General features: G+C 63.3%; 12 protein-coding genes. 6 read left to right on the top strand and 6 right to left on the bottom strand.

Going from position 1 to position 16946, the window contains the following annotated elements:
- Positions 1–36: 36 nt before the first annotated feature.
- Positions 37–1353 carry a sugar ABC transporter substrate-binding protein gene (locus M3B90_RS06305; protein WP_259889166.1) on the bottom strand — a complete coding sequence of 439 codons (1317 nt, stop codon included), beginning with the start codon at positions 1351–1353 and terminating at the stop codon, positions 37–39.
- A 230-nt stretch (positions 1354–1583) separates the two neighbouring features.
- On the opposite strand from M3B90_RS06305, the gene M3B90_RS06300 reads away from it, so the two are divergent.
- From M3B90_RS06300 to M3B90_RS06285, 4 genes are all read left to right on the top strand, one after another.
- Positions 1584–1943, top strand: a complete 360-nt coding sequence (locus M3B90_RS06300; RefSeq protein WP_259889164.1) for a FeoA family protein — start codon at positions 1584–1586, stop codon at positions 1941–1943.
- A complete protein-coding gene (locus tag M3B90_RS06295; RefSeq protein WP_259889163.1) occupies positions 1940–3886 on the top strand; it encodes a ferrous iron transporter B in 1947 nt (648 codons plus the stop codon). The genes M3B90_RS06300 and M3B90_RS06295 overlap by 4 nt, the downstream gene beginning before the upstream one ends.
- Before the next feature lie 209 nt (positions 3887–4095).
- Positions 4096–4542 (top strand): NifU family protein, encoded by a 447-nt coding sequence (locus tag M3B90_RS06290; protein WP_259889162.1) that lies wholly within the window; start codon positions 4096–4098, stop codon positions 4540–4542.
- A gap of 262 nt (positions 4543–4804) precedes the next feature.
- Entirely contained in the window at positions 4805–6838 is a 2034-nt protein-coding gene (locus M3B90_RS06285) for a DUF6541 family protein (protein WP_259889161.1), read from the top strand.
- Between the two features lie 67 nt (positions 6839–6905).
- Here the strand turns inward: M3B90_RS06285 and pseC are convergent, their stop codons facing one another.
- Together pseC and pseB are read right to left on the bottom strand one after the other, a co-directional pair.
- Entirely contained in the window at positions 6906–8036 is a 1131-nt protein-coding gene (gene pseC / locus M3B90_RS06280) for a UDP-4-amino-4,6-dideoxy-N-acetyl-beta-L-altrosamine transaminase (protein ID WP_259889160.1), read from the bottom strand.
- A gap of 1 nt (position 8037) precedes the next feature.
- The gene (pseB, locus tag M3B90_RS06275) at positions 8038–9027 is read right to left on the bottom strand and encodes a UDP-N-acetylglucosamine 4,6-dehydratase (inverting) (RefSeq protein ID WP_259889159.1); all 990 of its coding nucleotides are present in this window, start codon (positions 9025–9027) and stop codon (positions 8038–8040) included.
- Positions 9028–9108: 81 nt separating this feature from the next.
- Between pseB and M3B90_RS06270 the strand changes: the two genes are divergently transcribed.
- Complete coding sequence (locus tag M3B90_RS06270) at positions 9109–9891, top strand: glycosyltransferase family protein (RefSeq protein WP_311199951.1); 783 nt, start codon at positions 9109–9111, stop codon at positions 9889–9891.
- Entirely contained in the window at positions 9891–11390 is a 1500-nt protein-coding gene (locus tag M3B90_RS06265; RefSeq protein WP_259889156.1) for a bifunctional UDP-2,4-diacetamido-2,4,6-trideoxy-beta-L-altropyranose hydrolase/GNAT family N-acetyltransferase, read from the top strand. Before M3B90_RS06270 ends, M3B90_RS06265 begins: the two co-directional genes overlap by 1 nt.
- On the opposite strand, the gene pseI is transcribed toward M3B90_RS06265, so the two are convergent.
- Genes pseI through M3B90_RS06250 form a run of 3 tightly spaced genes read right to left on the bottom strand, consistent with a single transcriptional unit; the run spans position 11371 to position 16946 of the window.
- Positions 11371–12441 carry a pseudaminic acid synthase gene (gene pseI / locus M3B90_RS06260; RefSeq protein ID WP_259889154.1) on the bottom strand — a complete coding sequence of 357 codons (1071 nt, stop codon included), beginning with the start codon at positions 12439–12441 and terminating at the stop codon, positions 11371–11373. The genes M3B90_RS06265 and pseI overlap by 20 nt on opposite strands.
- 33 nt (positions 12442–12474) lie before the next feature.
- Entirely contained in the window at positions 12475–13503 is a 1029-nt protein-coding gene (locus M3B90_RS06255) for a hypothetical protein (RefSeq protein ID WP_259889152.1), read from the bottom strand.
- A gap of 5 nt (positions 13504–13508) precedes the next feature.
- A complete protein-coding gene (locus M3B90_RS06250; protein ID WP_259889151.1) occupies positions 13509–16946 on the bottom strand; it encodes a glycosyltransferase in 3438 nt (1145 codons plus the stop codon).

Raw genomic sequence — 16946 nt, 5'->3', positions numbered from 1 at the left:
CACTTCTCAATTGCGAGCGAGGTCGCGCTAAGGTCCTTAGCTGTTTTCCTTCTTGAGAACCTCGTTCATGGCTTTCGCGAGCTCCTTGCAGCCTTCTTCGGCGCTCACCTCACCGTTGAAGACCTTCGAGAGGTATTCGCCTTCGAGTTCTTCCCATTCGGGGCACGTCTTCGAAACGGGGAACGGCACGGCGGAGTTCTGCGCCTGGTCGACGAAAACCTCGAGGTTGTAGCCGGGTTGGGCGTCGACGTACGGATCCTGGGTGCCTTCGAGGGCCGGCAGTGCGATGCCGGACTCGGCGCTGATCTTTGCTGCCTCTTCTCCCGCGAGGAAGGTCACCAGGGCCTGGGAGGCGGCGAGGTTCTTCGTGTTCGCGGAGATCACGTGGCCGAGGCCGTGCACGGCGGTCTTGCGGTTGTCACCCCCGGGGAGGTAGGCGACTGCGCAATCGTCTTTGACGGAGGAGTCGATGAGGGCGCCGACGCGCCAGTTGCCCGACCATTGCATCGCCACGAGGCCACCTTCGAACATGCCGTAGCAGGAGTTTTCGGCGAGGAAGTCCTGTTCGGGGCACGCACCGATTTCGATGAGATCGCGCCAGAACTCTACGCCCTCGATCGTCTTAGGATCGTCGTAGCCGGACTTGGTCTTGTCGTCGGAAATGACCCAGCCGCCGTTGATGGCGATTGAGTGGTAGTAGGAAGCGGTGCGCGAGAACACCTCGGCGCAGCCCCACACGCCGTCGGGGAGCTTATCGGTCAGCTCGAGTGCCTTCTCCTTGTAGGTGTCGAGCGTCCAGGTCTCATCGGGGTAGGCGACACCAGCCTGATCGAAGAGCTTCTTGTTGTACCAGATGCCCACGCAGTCGACGTCTTTGCAGGTCGCGAAAAGTTCGCCGTCGACCGTGTACATCTCGACGAGGGCGCTCGGGTACTTCTTCGGGTCGATGAGGCCGTCGTCCACGAGTGCCTTGAGGGAAGCGAGTTGGCCGTTCTCCGCGTAGGAGCGGAAGTTTGGTCCGTTCATCCAGAACACGTCGGGCAGTGCCTTCGAGGAGGCCTGGGCGCGAAGCTTCGTGAAGTAGTCCTTGAACGGCACCATGTTGAGCTGAACCTTGACGTTTGGGTACTTCTCGTTGAAGGCCTTCATGACGTCTTTGAGCATGGCCTCCTGGTTGATGTCCCAGTAGGCGTACGTGATGCTGCCTTCGATCTTCTTCGGGTCGTCGCCGATTTCGTTCGTGGCATCTTTGACTGCAGCTTTGTTGCCGCCGCCACAGCCTGCGGCTGCGGCTGCAAAGGCGGCCCCGCCAGCGGCGAGGAGGGAGCGGCGGGCGATGCGGGATGTGGCCATGGTGGTCTCCTTGTGGGGTCAGGGTCGCGCAGGGCGGCGGTGGGGATCGGTTTTCTAAAACCGCTTTAAGAAGACCAATACCGGGGAATTTACGGCAAGACAGAGGGCGAAATGTTGCAGCGAGTTCATTGAGTATTCAGCTTTGAGAATGTTGTGGCGGATCGTTGGCCTGGCGGCGGCGTGACCCACGTCCCTTCCCACTTAGATTAGGCAATGCTAACCTTGCAAATATGTCAGTTGCCTACCCCGAGATGGACACGCTCGCCGAGGAGCTTACGTCCCGTGCGCTCGTGTGCACCCTCGACTGTCCCTTCGCCTCGACCATTGCACTCAATGAGTTGCCGAAGGGATCGACCGCAGTGATCGCCGCCTATCGCGATGCGAGCTCAGTGCTGTGCCGCAGGCTCTTTGACCTGGGCTTCCATCCCGGTCTCGAGGTCGAGCTTGTGCGAAAGGCACCCATGCGTGACCCGCTCGTGTTCCGCGTCGCCGACTGCGAAATCGTGCTGCGCAAGCGCGATGCCGCGCGCATCCTCGTGCACGTAGGGGAAGCGACCGATACCGAGGCCTCCGAAAAGAAGGCCGCATGACCTGCCACGATGCGGCGCCGGAAGCGCCGCGAAGGGCCACCGCGCGCCGTTTTGCGCTCGTGGGCAACCCGAACGCAGGCAAGTCCACGGTGTTCAACGCTCTCACGGGCATGCGCGCGAAGGTCGCGAACTATCCGGGGGTTACGGTCAGCAGGTTCGTGGGCAGCGTTAGCGTTACCGACGCCTCGGGAGCCGCGATCGATGCCGAGGTCGAAGATCTCCCCGGCACCTATTCCCTCGATCCGATTAGTCCAGATGAGCAGGTCGTTCTCAAGTCGTTGAGCGATAAGGATCGCGCCGACGCGCTCATTGCAGTGCTCGATGCGACGAGCATGCGCCGCTCCCTCGGGCTCATTGCGCAGCTCCAGCGCACGGGGCTTCCCATCCTTGTGGCGCTCACGCACGCCGATGAATTCCTGAAGCGCGGAGGCAGCGTCGATGTTGCCGCGCTCTCCAAGGCGCTTGGTCATCGCGTTTTGATCGTGACGGCCGGCAATCGCCACGAACTCGAAGCGCTTAAGGCCCAGCTGGCGTCGGAAAAAGACTGGCCCACCCCGGCCGTTCCCGCACCCACCGACCCGAAGGGCTCCGCCGCGTGGATTGACTCAGTGCTGGAAGCCGCGCACTACCGCGCGCCCGGCTCGCACATTCGCACCCGCCGCATTGACGCTGTGCTCTTGCACCCGCTGTGGGGGAGTCTCGTCTTCTTCGCGGCGATGTTCGTGCTGTTCCAGCTCATTTTCACGGTTGCCGCGCCGATTCAAGGGTGGATCGAAGATGGCTTTGCGTTTCTCGGCGACGTGGCTCGCGACCACATCGGCATTGATTGGCTTGCTGGGCTTGTTGCGGATGGCTTGATCGGCGGCGTGGGCGGCGTGCTCACGTTCGTTCCGCAGATTTTCCTGCTCTTCTTTGCCCTCTCGATCCTTGAGGCTTCGGGCTACATGTCGAGGGCGGCATTCCTCATGGACCGCGTCATGGCCGGCGCAGGTCTTGAGGGGCGTGCGTTTGTTGCGATGCTTTCGAGCCTCGCGTGCGCGATCCCGGGAATCATGGCAACGCGCTCGCTGCCCTCGGCCAAGGATCGGCTCGCGACCATGCTCACGATCCCGCTCATGACGTGCTCGGCGCGCCTACCCGTGTACACGATGCTCATTGCAATGCTGATTCCCGCCGATGCGCGCCTCGGTGGTGTGATCGGTGCGCAGGGAGCCGCGCTCTTCGCGCTGTATCTGCTCGGTGCATGCTCGGCGATGGCTTCAGCCTGGGTGTTCTCAAAGATCTTCGGGCGCGGCCGCGCGAGCCTGCCTTTCTACATGGAGATGCCCACCTACCGCATCCCCACGCTGCGCGAGCTCTTCGCAAACACGTGGATCCCCGTCAAGGGTTTCCTCACAAAGGTTGGGCGCATTATCCTCGTGCTCACAGTCGTGCTGTGGGCGCTGCTTAATCTCCCCGCCGTGGGGGATGCGGAGCTTGCCTCCGCGGGCATCGACCAATCGGATTCGGCGGCGGTCTCGACGTATCAGCTCGAGCACTCCTACGGCGCGGGCCTCGGCAAAGCGGTGCAGCCCGTGTTCGAACCGCTCGGTTTCGATTGGCGAGTGAGCGTCGGTGTTGTCGCCTCGCTCGGCGCGCGCGAAGTGTTCGTCTCCACGCTCGGGCAGATTGCGAGCGCCTCAGATCCGGAAGCTCCCGGCGATGCTCTTTCCTCGCTCACGTGGGGGCCCGGCCCGCACGAAGGGCAGCCTCTGTTCACACCGGGCACGACCGCGGCCCTCCTCGTGTTCTTCGTATTCGCGCTGCAGTGCACGAGCACGATCGCGGCCTTGCGCCGTGAATCTGGTTCGTGGAAGTGGCCTGCCCTCGCTTTCTGCTACATGTTTGCGCTTGCATGGGGTGGGGCTTTCCTCGCGAAGCTCGTGGTGGAGGCGCTTTTGTGAAGGTGGGTTCCGACGATTCTTTGGCAAGCGTCGGACCAGGCGCTGTGCCAGCCGAAGCCGAGCGGACCGTGCCAAGCCTTGGCCATGTATCTCCCGTTGCTTCGAGCGTGACAGGGTCGGGACGAGTGCTGCGCTGGAGCGTGCAGGGCGGCGCGTTGCCGCTCGGGTGGGAGCCAGTTCCTCGCGAGCATTCGAGCGTAGAGCGGATTGTGGCTGAGACCCACGCGCTTTGGGTGTGGCTACGCGCAGGTTACTCGTGGCGGGACGAGGCCGACACGGTGCGCGAAGAGCTTGTGCGGCTGCTCGCCAGTGCGGGGTGGCTCGATGCTGTGGTGGGCGAGAGCCAGCGGATAGAGGCGCTGCGCCTCGTCGCGACCGACGTGATCGACGGCGATCTCGCGCCCTACATTGCTTCGCACGGCGGCGAGGTGCACATCGAGGAAGCCGCGTGGGGCGAGGCCGGGGGAGAAGTGAGCGTCCAATTCGCGGGTGCGTGCAAAGGATGCGAGCTTTCCGAAGTCACGCTGCATCTGCGGATCGAGAAGGCGCTCGCGGAGCGCGTGCCAGAACTCGCTGCGGTGCGGGACGTGACGCCCCGCACGAAGCCGAGGCTTTTCGAGGGACTCTTCCGCCGACCGAAAACTTCTCACTCGTGAGGGCGCTGAGAAACGCTGCGGCGCGGGGCCCTCCTCTTTTCCCAACGCCCCTCAGTTTTCTCAGATGAGGGTGGAGAAAAACGACGTTGTGACCCCGCTTCGGGGCTTACCTGGTCACTTTTCTCCACCCTGAGGTTGGGGCGAACGGGGTAGTCTAAGCGCGTGATTCGACTGGTGAATCCCGTACGATCGCCAGCTCCGTGACGCCCGCGCGTGCGCTTCGACGCTTCGCGTGCGACCGAGGAAACCGAATCGCGCGTCCATGTCCACAGTGAACCCGGGAGTCGCACCGCCCTTGATTGACCTGCTGTTGTTTATCGCCGCCATCGCCTCCACGCTGGTGCTCGCGTACCTGCCGGGTTACATGTGCATCCGCATATTGCGCGGCTCCCCCCTTCTCGCTGCAGCGTTCGCTCCTGCGATCGGTATGGCAATCGCGGGTCTCGCAGCCGTTGGTGCCAGCCTTGTGGGTTTGCGATGGGGGTTGATGCCGTTCGGGCTGGGCTGTGTGGGTTTGATGGCGGTGTGTGCCGTGGCTCGAGGCGCTGGAGTCACACTGCCGCATACGCGCCTGGAGGCTTCCCTCTTTGCATTCGGGTCGAAACGACATGTAAGGGCGTGGAGCGTCGCACTGCTCGCCGCGCTCGCCATCTGTCTCGTGCCGCTCTTTATCGTGGCGCGAGGCCCCGCGGCAATTCTCGAACGCTACGATGCGCTCTTCCACCTCAATGCCCTCGCTTTTATCCGAGACCGCGGCGATGGCTCGGCCCTCAGCTTGAACGCGCTCACACGCACCGACCTTTCAGCTGCTTCCTACCCGGCGGGCTTCCACGACTTGGCCTCCCTCGTCCCGATCCCAAGCATCCCGATCGCTCTGAACGGCTCTGTGCTCGCGTTAGCGGTTGTGCCGTGGATCGTTGGCAACGCACTCTTGGCGGCCGTGGTGTTCCCGCGCGTGCGATGGGCAGGTCCGACGGCTGCAATCGGCGCGGCGCTCATACCAGCGAGCCCCGTGAATCTCTGGATTCACCTGTCGCCGATCCCGAATCTCGTTGGTTTCGCGATACTGCCGGGGCTACTTGCGGCGGCCTACGCCCTGTGGCTCACGCTCGAGGATGCCACCGAGCCGCACGCACCGAGCGGCATCCTCAGCACTCGTACCTCGAAAACGCCGCACCCCCTTTCGGGTTGGCGCAAAGTTGCTTCCTGGGTGAGGCCGCTCCTGTGCATGGGAGGGGTGGCGTTCCTTGCGCTCGTGGGCCTCGCGCTCTTGCATCCGAATACCGCTGTCACGCTGCTTCTTTTGCTCGGCGTGCTAAGCGCGGTGCGTATTCTGCGTTCGCCTCGGCAGTTGCGAGTGCTGTGGGTGGTTCCACTGCTCGCTCTCGCCCCCTATTTCGCGGTAGCTTTCACTCCCATCGGGGCACGTGCGACCGGCTTTTCAGGCGGCTTGAAGGTGCCGATGAGCACGGCTCTAGGCGAAGTGTTTTTCGGCCTACTTACGGTGTGGCCCATGCCCCTAGGTGTGGCGATGGCACTTGTGTGGTTGCCGGGAATAGTCGTGAGCGTGATTCGGGGGGAGCGCTGGCTCGTAGCGTGCTGGGCAGCAGTTGCCATCCTGTACCTGGATGCGGCGGTTGATTCCCCATTGAACCTTTCGGCTCTCTATTTCCGCGGGCAGGACAGGCTTTCGATTCCTCTCGCGATGCTGTCGATTGCCCTCATGATTCCTGGAATCGAGCTCATGAGCGCATGGCTGCACAAAACCGTTGTTGGCCGGGACCGTGGACGCGCAGCACTCGTGCAAGGCACAGCGTTCGTGCTCGCCTTAGCGGCAGCGCTGAGTTCGATTCCCTTCCGCGATGCCGATGCGGCCAAAAACCTGCAGCCCGAATACCCGGGCCGCGGAAGGTTCTTGCAGCCGGGGGAGCATCAAGAGTTCGCTTCGGCCCTGCCGAAAATGGACCCTAATCTATCGATCCTCGCGAGCCCCTACTCGGGTGCAGCCCACATGTATGCCCTGGAAGACGCCAATGTTTATTTCCCCGTGGCGGGGATGGCGCTGTCAAAGAAAGATCGGGCCGTCATCAATGCGGTACCGCTTGCGGCCTTTGATGCCGATGCGTGCGCCCTGCTCGAGGAGGCCGGAATCGGCTACGTGTACCAGGAAAGAGACCTGTACCAGTATGACCCGGCATTCAATTCCCTGAACATGCCCCTCACTGCGCCGCCGGGCCCAACGGTCTTCGAAACTGAGCACTCCCGGCTCGTGAAGGTCGATTGCCCATTGAGCTGAGAGTTGAGATAGGCGTCGCTGCTCGCGTGGAGCAGCGACGCTCCTGGCATGAAGGGGCAATCTGGCGCTAGGCGGTCGCCACAGCCTTTCGAAACGCCTCGATCACGCGCTCGACATCGCCATCGGTGAGGCCGGGGAACATCGGTAGGGAAATTTCCCTGCGGTAGAAGTCCTCGGCAACCGGGCACATTCCGCGCTTGTAGCCAAGATCCTCGAACACGGGATGCCAGTACGCTGGAATGTAGTTCACCTGCACGCCGATGCCCTGCTCGCGCAGCGATTCAAAGATAGCCCTGCGTCGCTTCGCGGGAACGCGAAGCGGGTACAGGTGCCAGGCCGGTTCAGCCCCTTCGGGTGCGAAGGGAATATCAACGCCATCGAGGCCCGCGAGCGCCTCGTCGTAGAGGCGCTTGATCTCGGCGCGGCGGGCAACGAATCCATCCAGCCGCTTTAGCTGCGAGCTACCCAGTGCACACAGCACATCGGGGAGGCGATAGTTGATGCCGAAGGAGTGCACTTCCTGGTGCCACGGCCCCTCGTCGGGGTAGCGCTGCTGCTCCTTGTCGCGAACCAGGCCGTGGTTCTTGAAGCGTCGAGCGCGGGTCGCCAGTTCCTCGTTATCCGTCACCAGGGCGCCGCCTTCAGCGGTGGTGAGGTTCTTGGTGGGGAAGAACGAGAAGCTGGTCATGTGTGCAAGCGAGCCAACGGGTTGGCCGTTGCGGCGGGAGCCGATCGAGTGGGCGGCGTCTTCTAAAAAGAGCGCGTTGTTCTTCTCGGCAAGAGCCCGGAGGGCGTCGGCGTCTACGGGGACGCCGGCGTAATCGACGCCAGCGATCACCTTGGTATTCGATGTTACGGCAGCTTCGGCGGCGGCCGGGTCGAGGTTGCCCGTTTGTGGATCGACGTCAGCGAACACGATTGTCGCGCCAAAAACTGCGGCAGTGGCAGCGGTCGCCACGAAGGTCAGCGGAGTGGTGATCACTTCGTCGCCGGCACCCACGCCAGCGGCGGCGTAGGCGAGATGCAGCGCAGCCGTACCTGACGTGGCGCTCATGGCGTGTGTGGCGTGGGTGCGCTTCGCGATCGATTCCTCGAAGCGGTCCACCTCGGGGCCTGTCGTGAGCCAATCGCTTCCGAGGGCGCGGGTGACCGCAGCGACATCCTCGTTGTTGATTGATTGACGACCGTAGGGGAGCATGTCAGATCCCTTCCGCAATGATGTTGGCGATCTGCTCGCGGGTGTACCACTCGTCGTTGGAATCGGAGCGGAACGCAAAGCCAGCCTCGACCGGCTCGGCGTCGGCCGGAGTCTCGTAGCCCCAGGTCGCGAGGTCCGGCTGGATGATGAAGTACTTGCCACCGGCGATCTTGACGGCTCGGCGGCCTTCCTCGGGGCTGATCATTTCCTCGTGGAGCTTTTCGCCGGGGCGCAGGCCGACGTCCACGAGTTCCGCACCGGGAACAACGGCGTGCGCGAGATCGACGACCTTCATCGATGGGATGCGGGGAACGAGAAGTTCGCCGCCCTGCATGAATTCGAACGATTCGGTCACCATCTTCACTGCCTGGGGCAGGGTAATGAAGAATCGAGTGCAGCGCAGGTCCGTGATCGGCAGGGGCTTGCCCTCTTCGCCGAGCTTGCGGAAGAACGGAATCACCGAACCACGCGATCCCATGACGTTGCCGTAGCGCACAACCGAGAAGCGGGTGGGGTAGGCAGCCGCGTAGTGGTTGCCGCAAATGAAGAGCTTGTCGGCGGTGAGCTTAGTGGCACCGTAGAGGTTGATCGGGCTCGAGGCTTTATCGGTGGAGAGCGCAACGACCTTCTTCACACCCGCATCGATCGATGCTTCGATCACGTTCTGGCTTCCCAGAATGTTGGTCTTCACAAACTCGAAGGGGTTGTACTCGGCCGTATCGACCTGCTTCAGCGCGGCGGCGTGCACCACGTAGTCCACGCCGTGAAGGGCGCGGCGGAGGCGCTTTTCATCGCGAATGTCGCCGATGAACCACCGCAAGCGCGGGTCGTTGTTGAATTGGTTTCGAACCTCGTACTGTTTGAGCTCATCTCGGGAGAACACGACGACTCGGCGGGGGTTGTGGTTCTCGAGCACTTCTTTGAGGAAGGCCTTACCGAAGGATCCGGTTCCCCCGGTGATCAGGATGGATGAACCGCTAAGGATTGACATTGAGGTTCTCTTTCGTTGTGCGATATCCATGCGCGAGAGCGCCGTGCACGGTTGAGGGGTCCGCAACTGTCATAGTCGCGCGTGACATTATGGCACGCCGGCGACCGAGCGTGCCATTATTACACGGTGAGTACCAAGCGAATCGTAGCCGTCATTCAAGCCCGCACGGGGTCGTCACGTTTGCCGCGAAAGGTGCTGCGCCCCTTGGCCGGTCGCCCTGTTTTGGAGTGGATGGTTCGGGCAGCCCGCGAAGCCCGCGGAGTTGACGAGGTGGTGATTGCCACTTCCACGGCGAGCAACGACGATGAAGTCGAGGCTCTCGGTCAGCAGCTCGGCGTGAAGGTTGTGCGCGGCAGTGAGGACGACGTGCTTTCACGTTTCATGCTGGCGCTCGAGGCCACTGACGCGGATGCGGTGGTGCGTTTGACCGCCGATTGCCCGCTGTGCGACCCCAGGCTGATCTCCGCGATCGTGAGCATGTGGCGCGTTGACCCGAGCCTCGACTATGTGGCGACCACGCTCATTCGCACGCTCCCGCGTGGCCTCGATGTCGAGCTCGCTTCGCGCAGCGCTTTGCTGGTCGCCAATGACGAGGCGGAGAGCTTCCACCGCATCCATGTCACCTCCTACCTGTACGACAGCAAGAGCGCATTTCGCACGATGGGGCTCGTGGTGCAACCTGCCGCGAACGATTTGCGCGTCACGTTGGACACTGCCGAAGACGGGGAACTTCTCGATGCCGTCGTCGCTGAGCTTGGAGACCAGCCTCCAGCCTGGCAGGACGTCGTCAACTTGCTTCGTGCACGCCCTGACATCACCCAGATCAACGCGAGGATCCGGCAAAAGAAGTTGGCGGACGGCTGATGCATGTTCTCTTCCGTTGCGACGCCACCGATGGAGGCGGCATTGGGCACCTCGTAAGAGTGGTGTCGGTTGCCGATGCCGCCGTGAGCGCCGGACACACGGTATGCGTGGCGGGCGCGATTCAGTCGCCTCTCGCGCGGCAACTGGCCGCGGATGCGCAATTGCCGGTGGTACCCGCGTCGCGGAACCTGGGTGAACTGGCGGCAGAGCACGGTGCCTCCATCGTGCACGTGGATGACTACACGGTGGGAGACGACGCCCTGGAACAGGTGCGTGCCTCGGGGGCGCTTCTCTCTTCGATGGAGGATGGCAGCTACGGCCTGCGAGATGCCGCTCTCGTGATCGACTCGACGATCGGTGCGGAGCTCACTGAGCGCGAGCACGCGCCGCAGGGTCGCATGTTGCGGGGGATCGCCTACGCACCCATGCGCACAGAGGTGCTCGCCGCGCGGCAGAAACGTGAAGAAGGGCTGACGCCCTCACCGAACCCACGAGCGCTGATCGTTATGGGCGGCACCGACGCGACGGGCGCAGCCGCCACGATTGCGGGCCTCTGCGCCGACCTTCCTCGAAACATCGAGCTCACGGTGATTGCACCCAAGCGCCACCGGGAGTCTGTCCTTGAGGCGGCCGGGCCCGGAGTTCAGGTTCTCGAGCCCACGCCTGCTTTTCTTGATATTGCTTCCTCGATGGATTTCGTGGTGAGCGCTTCCGGCACGAGTGCGTGGGAGCTCGCCTGCATCGGCGTGCCTACGCTTCTGGTGGCGGTCGTGGACAATCAAAAAGCCGGGTATGGCGCTGCTCTCGACGCGGGAATCGCTAGCGGTCTCGGCACGATCGACGACATTCGTGCGGATCCCGCTCAAGCCACGACCCGCCTTGACTCTTTCGTCGCGGCGGTAGTTGCGGGCACGATCAGCACGCGCGAGGCAATGGCGAAAGTCGATGGCCGCGGCGCCGAGCGCATCGTGGGGGCCTGGGCTGCGGCATTCGATGAGCGCTTCGCCGCGAATGCTGCAGGCGATGCCGGCGCAGGCGCGGCACCGAGGGTGCGCGAGGCCACAATGGAAGATTGCCTTCCTCTCCTCCGCTGGCGCAACGACCCGGCAACGCGAGCGGTTTCTCGCACTACCGAGGCCATTGGGCTGGATGCCCACGCGCCATGGCTCAAACGCACGCTTGAGCGAGACGACCGCGAGCTGTTTATCGCGCACGTTCAAGGGGTCCCGGTGGGCATGGTGCGGTTCGATGCCGACGGCGCTACCTGGGAAGTGTCGATCAACCTCGCACCGGAAACGCGGGGGCGCGGGTTCGCGCTCAACGTTCTTTCGGAGGCGGAAGGACTCTTTTTCCGACGCCACCCAGGCTCGCGCGTGCACGCATTTGTGCGCGCCGATAACGCCCCTTCGATGCGCCTTTTCGACCGGGCCGGCTATGAGCCGTGCCCCGATCGAAACGAACCGGCGTTCGCGGCGTTCGTTAAATCAGATCCCAGCTGAGCGCGGTCCCCTTGGCGGCGTCGGCACGGAAGGTGCGGCCCATGACCGTGTCGAAGTAGCGGGGCTCGAGGCCGCCGGCGGGGCGGATCGAGCGCACGTTCTTCTCGGTGACGACGTCGCCTGCGCGCACGTCCTCGACTACGTAGAGGGAGCGGCGCAAGCGCTGGCTCTCTGCTTCGCTCGCAACGGGGCCGATGTGCACATCCCCGATCGCGAGCCACGCTGCGTAGGATTCGTCAACGAGTGACTTGAGCTCCTCGGGCTCGAGCGAGAAGTCGGAGTCCACGCCTCCATCGGCACGGCGGAGGGTGACGTGCTTTTCGAGAATCGAGGCACCGAAGGCCACTGCGGCAACACTCACGCCGATGCCCTTCGTGTGGTCGGAAAGGCCGCTCACAACGTTCCACGTGTCACGCAGAACCTCGATGGTGCGAAGGTTCGAGGCATCCGCGGTTGCCGGGTAGGAGGAGGTGCAGCCCAGAACGGCGATCTTGTCGTTGCCCTCGGCGCGGATCGTCTCCACGGCGAGATCGATGTCGGCGGCGTTCGCGGCACCGGAGGAAAGGATGATCGGCTTGCCTGTGCGAGCAACGGTGCGCAGAAGCGGAATGTCGCCGATTTCAAGAGAGGCGATCTTGTAAAGTTCAACGTCGAGATCTTCGAGGAGGTCGACGGCGGTGGCATCGAAGGGGCTTGAGAACGGGACCAGGCCGTGTTCGCGAGCGCGTTCGAAGATGGGCTCGTGCCACTCCCACGGCGTGTGCGCTTCCTGGTACAGGCTGTACAGGTTTCGCCCGCCCCACAGGTCGTGGCCGGCGCTGATCTGGAACTCGGGGCCGTCGGCATCGATCGTGATCGTGTCCGCCGTGTAGGTCTGAAGTTTGACCGCGGGGGCGCCGCTTTCGGCAATGGCGTCCACGATCGCCAGGGCTCGGCCCAGGTCGCCGTTGTGGTTTCCCGACATTTCCGCAGCCACGAAGGGGCGGTGCCCTTCGCCGATTGTGTGCTCACGAAGTTCGATGGTCTTGGGTGTGTGCTGCTGGCGCGACATAGCCCCGATCATACAGTTGCTGCGAGGGTAGTTCTAAGCATTGCGAAGCGGTGACTGGTGCTCCGCTGTGAGGGGAGCGGGCAAGAGGTCCGCTCCAGGCAGCTGCGGCAAGGGGCTGGGCAAGTGGCTGAAGGGATGCTTGAGGAAGGCCAGGGGCGAATTGTCGGACCCCGCGTCTTGGGCACCGTCGGGCCGTTTGACGATCCCGAGAACCGTACCGGCCTTTCTCAGCGGCGCACCGCACCAGTAGTCGAGAAAAGGCCTCACGTGGCGTTTGTCCCACCCAAGCAGCTCCCGAAGCTCAGCGGGTTCGCGCATGTTGTCGATGCCGAGCTCAGCGCGCGCGATGTGCTCTCGCTGTGGTGCCGCTTCGGGGTCAAAAAACTCGGGCCACACCTCTTGCGTGCGGCTCGACACGCTTGTGCCGAGTGAGCCGACCGCGACGGGGGGGCCGAAAATTTCGGTGGGAGTGCCTTCGGCTGCGGCATACACCACGGCAGTAGAAAGCTGGTTGGAGACCACGCGGTTCGCCGCTCGCGCCAGGTACATGATTCTGCCCAGGAAATTCGGGTCGCGCCTGTCGCCCGCGCTCACCACGTCGTGGCCGTGGTCTTTCCAGACTCGCACCGCGGCGGGATCGGCCAGATCCTCGGGATGTACGCACACGATTGCTGGGCCTTCTCGGCGGGCGAGTTCTTCGGCGAAGCCAGCATTGGCGTCATCGATCCTCACGAGCCGCGTCGAGTGCACGGGGAACGCGACCGTTTTTCCGAGAGGCTTGATCGCGACCGCCCGGGCGAGGGAACTGAGATACAACCACGGAGCACCGATCGCGGTGGTGGGGAACTCGTCGCTATGCGGATCCCAGGCGCGTGAATGGTGGCTCCACACAAGGCGACGCGCAGTGCGGGGAAGTTTCGCGAAATCGGAAAAGTGCACGAGTGTGGGCGAGGCAACGGTCCAGCCGTGCTGCACTAAACCATTGATGTGCCTCACCGAAGGCTCACCTACAAAGCGCGCGAGCGCGGCACTGTGCCCGTAGTAGTGATTTTGAATGTCCATGGGCGTTACGCGAAGATCTGGTGACGCGACTCCGGGACCTCGAACGGCACCAAATCCGCCGGCGAATTCGCGAGGCGGAACAGTCCCGATTCCACGTCTTGCAGCGTTTCTTCGAATCCGGGAACCTCAATCACGAAGGTGGGCTTGCCGAGCGCTGCCGACTCCCACAGTGAAGTGGAGAACGTGCCCACGCTCATGCGGGAATTGCTCACGGTGACGAGCGTGTTTTCGGTCGCGATATCGACCTTGCCCTCGAGACCCGCGGCGGCGATTTCTTTCCCGATGATTGCGCGCTGCGCCGGATGGGGCGCGATCACGATCGAGAGCTCGGGGCGCTTCTGAACGGTCTGCTTCACGAAGGAGAGGATTCGTCGGAGTACACGCGGTTGCGAAATCACGCACAGGTCCCAACGGGGCTCGGCATCGCCGACGGCTGTCTTGGCGGCCTCAAAGTCGCTTTGCTCGCGCGGCACGATCACGCTCTCGCTGTAGACGTTGGTGCGCTCGGCCCACATCGTTGACCATGCGTGGAAGCGGGTCGCGCCGTAGTGCGGGGTGCCGCCGAACCAGAAGCTCGGCGCGTAGCGGCTCGTGAGCGCGTACTGGATATCGCCCACGAGCGCGCCGGAGCGCTGCGCGGCATGCACGATGCCCGCCCGCCAGTGGCTCGAGGCGATCATGACCTCTTCGGGCTGCACTCGTTCAAACACGGGGGTGAAGAAGTCCCGCTCGAGCTGGAACTTCGCGAGGCGGTTGCGAAGGTGGTCGCCGAGGTCCACGCGCATGTCGAATGCTTTGCTGAGCGCTTCCTCGAAGGGGCGTGCGTCAACTTCCGGTACCCGCAGGTGGGACCAGCGCTGGCGCCAGTGGCGGCTCCACTCCGTGAACTCGGCGAAGGGATACACGAGGGGGGAGTCCTCAACCCCGGGGTAGCCATTGGCGTCGGCTTGGACCACGAACAGCGTTTCGTCGTTGATGAACGGTGCGGTTCGGTATCCGCTTTGCCCGCGGCGCACGTAGTCGAAGACCACGGTCTTCGCGTGCGGTGCTGTCGTGAGCCGCTTGGGACCGTCGTACTCGGGCTTCACCGGGGCACCAATCGCATCCGCGGCACCCCACAGGCCCAGAGCCTCGGCGAGCTGGATCACGAGGGCGGAGCGGCCAAGCTCCCACAGGTAGTCACCGCTTCGGGTGGTGATGTCGAAAAGGCCGTACTCACGCTCGGCTTCGCACAGGCGATCGAAGAACTCACCGTACGTGAAGGGGGAGGAGAAACTGCGTGTGGTGAGGCCATCGCGGAGCTCAAGGCGGTCGTATTCTCCGCGTACGAGCACGGACGGAGCGTGTGTAAGCGCCCCAGGCTCGACCGTGACCGCACCGGCGGTGTTCACTGGTGTTCCGAAGTTATCCGTGCCTCCGGTCACCGGGAACCAGGGGTGCGTGCCGATCTCGCGATGGGGGGCAACAGATTCCTTGACGGCGACTGCGCTGCGCAGCAGCTTGATGCCGGATCCCGCGTAGGACTTGGCGACGCGTGTCACGTTCGCCACGACCTTGTTGGAAAGGCCTAGTGCTTTGCCGAATTCGCGAAGCCCTTGACTGAGGCCACCGTCGGCCTTTGCAGGCTGAGCCGGAGCATTCGGTGCAGCACCATCGACCGGAACGCTCGCCTCGGGGGCTTTGACGGGAGGGTGAGAATCAGCCTTGGGAGTGGCGAATGTGATCGCTTGCGTGGGTTGTTCGCTCTCGCGCGTGGCGTGAACGTGCTTGTTGAGTTCCGTGACGACCTGTCGAACCTTCCACGAGACGGCCTCGGCGCCCTTCTCGATAAAGGTTCCAAGTGCCTTCGGCGTGGTGGTCCACGACACGTGCTGGGCTCCGCCCTTGGCTGCATGCAGCACGTCCACGGGGGTGTAGTCAGCATCGCGGCGCAAGTGGCCGAAGATCTCGAGCTCATGCCGGCTCGTGGTGTGCCCGAGGTAATGGCGTTCTTGCAAGCCAGGCGCCGCGGTGTAGGAAATGACTTCCTTGCCGAAAGCGGGGAACTGGATCAGGGTCTCGTGCGCGGCTTGCGTGCTTGCCCTTCGCTTGGTTGCGCGCTGCTTCACCCGGGGCGTGGTAGCGCGTTCCGAGTTGTCGATCTGCATGTCGTGAAGGGGGGCGTCGCCCTTGACGGTGATCTGGTGATAGCGCGAAAGGCCCCGCCACTTGACCCTGTGGCTGATCTGCTCGGTGGAGATCGGCTCCTCGCCGCGCACGGCGAAGGCCTCGGTGAGATCGACAAACCGGCCGTGGGGGCCGAGGAACTCCTGGTAGCGCTTGCCCACTGCTTCTTGTGAGAAATGCTCGTCGTAACGCTCGCGGCCCGCTTTTCCAAAACGCTCGCGCATAGAGGCGTCTGCACTTAGAGTGCCGAGCCGCTCGGCCAAGAGGTCGAGGTCGAGCATGGGGATGAGGAATCCGTTGCGGCCGTCCTCGATGGCTTCGCGCGCGCCGAAGTCAAAGTCGTAGGCGACGACGGGCAGTGAATGACTCATCGACTCGAGCAAGGGATACGGGAAGCCCTCGGAAAGCGATGTCATGAGTACGATGTCCGCTTCGGAGTACACGTCCTGTTCGGAGCCGTAGCCGCAAATGTGCACGCGGTCCTTGAGCCCGAGCTGCGAGATTTCCTCGCGAACAGCGCTCACGTAGGGGTTGAGCGGATGTGCCGAACCCCAGAGGCTGAGTCGCACTGAATCATCATTGATCTTCGCGAGCGAGCGCACGGCATCGAGCTGGTTCTTTCGGTGCTGCAGCGATGCCGGGAGCACGATGTTGACGCCCTCGTGCGCCACGCGCGGGATTGCTGTTTTGCCCTCGCCCGGGAAGTTCGGAATGAATACGACGTTGGATTCGCCGAAAAGGTCGATGAATTGCGCGCGTAGCCCATCGGCAACGGTTTGCAACCGATCAATACAGTCGCGAACCGACTTGAGTGGCTCCCACAGCTCCTTGTGGTGGGCGTAGTCGCCGTGGATCTGCAGTACCGTCTTCGGTCGACGTTGAGCGTCGCCCAACGCGTACTGGAAGGCGAGAGCCTGGACGGGGTTGGTGAACACGATCGTGTCGTTGTCATCGAGCACGTCGTTGAGTTGCCGCAGTACGCCAACCTGATTTGCGGTGAAGGAAAAGCGCAGTGCGCCGAGGTTGCCCGAATACTCGGGGTGGACGCCTCGATGAAGCAGTGAGCCACCATCGGCAGGTAGAGCACGCACGGTGAACGCGGGAATGCCCTCATCGAGCGGCCACGAGGGCAGCATCCGATCCCACACGTTGCCGCCGCCCAAGAAAGCCTTGACCGCCACGGGGTAGCCGGTTTGGTGCAGACCATTCGCGAGCTGCACCACCGATTTGTGGTAGCCGGTCGGCCCCGCCAACTCGTTCGTACAAATCAGAATCAT

Origin of the sequence: Dermabacter sp. p3-SID358, assembly GCF_025147465.1 — a bacterium.
Classification (GTDB): domain Bacteria; phylum Actinomycetota; class Actinomycetes; order Actinomycetales; family Dermabacteraceae; genus Dermabacter.
This window is presented reverse-complemented; position numbering and strand designations above follow the sequence as displayed.

Excerpts from the sequence above, each read along its gene's own strand:
- M3B90_RS06305 (WP_259889166.1), bottom strand. The coding sequence starts at position 1,353 with ATGGCCACATCCCGCATCGCCCGCCGCTCCCTCCTCGCCGCTGGCGGG.
- M3B90_RS06300 (WP_259889164.1), top strand. The coding sequence starts at position 1,584 with ATGTCAGTTGCCTACCCCGAGATGGACACGCTCGCCGAGGAGCTTACG.
- M3B90_RS06295 (WP_259889163.1), top strand. The coding sequence starts at position 1,940 with ATGACCTGCCACGATGCGGCGCCGGAAGCGCCGCGAAGGGCCACCGCG.
- M3B90_RS06285 (WP_259889161.1), top strand. The coding sequence starts at position 4,805 with ATGTCCACAGTGAACCCGGGAGTCGCACCGCCCTTGATTGACCTGCTG.
- pseC (WP_259889160.1), bottom strand. The coding sequence starts at position 8,036 with ATGCTCCCCTACGGTCGTCAATCAATCAACAACGAGGATGTCGCTGCG.
- pseB (WP_259889159.1), bottom strand. The coding sequence starts at position 9,027 with ATGTCAATCCTTAGCGGTTCATCCATCCTGATCACCGGGGGAACCGGA.
- M3B90_RS06265 (WP_259889156.1), top strand. The coding sequence starts at position 9,891 with ATGCATGTTCTCTTCCGTTGCGACGCCACCGATGGAGGCGGCATTGGG.
- pseI (WP_259889154.1), bottom strand. The coding sequence starts at position 12,441 with ATGTCGCGCCAGCAGCACACACCCAAGACCATCGAACTTCGTGAGCAC.
- M3B90_RS06255 (WP_259889152.1), bottom strand. The coding sequence starts at position 13,503 with ATGGACATTCAAAATCACTACTACGGGCACAGTGCCGCGCTCGCGCGC.
- M3B90_RS06250 (WP_259889151.1), bottom strand. The coding sequence starts at position 16,946 with ATGATTCTGATTTGTACGAACGAGTTGGCGGGGCCGACCGGCTACCAC.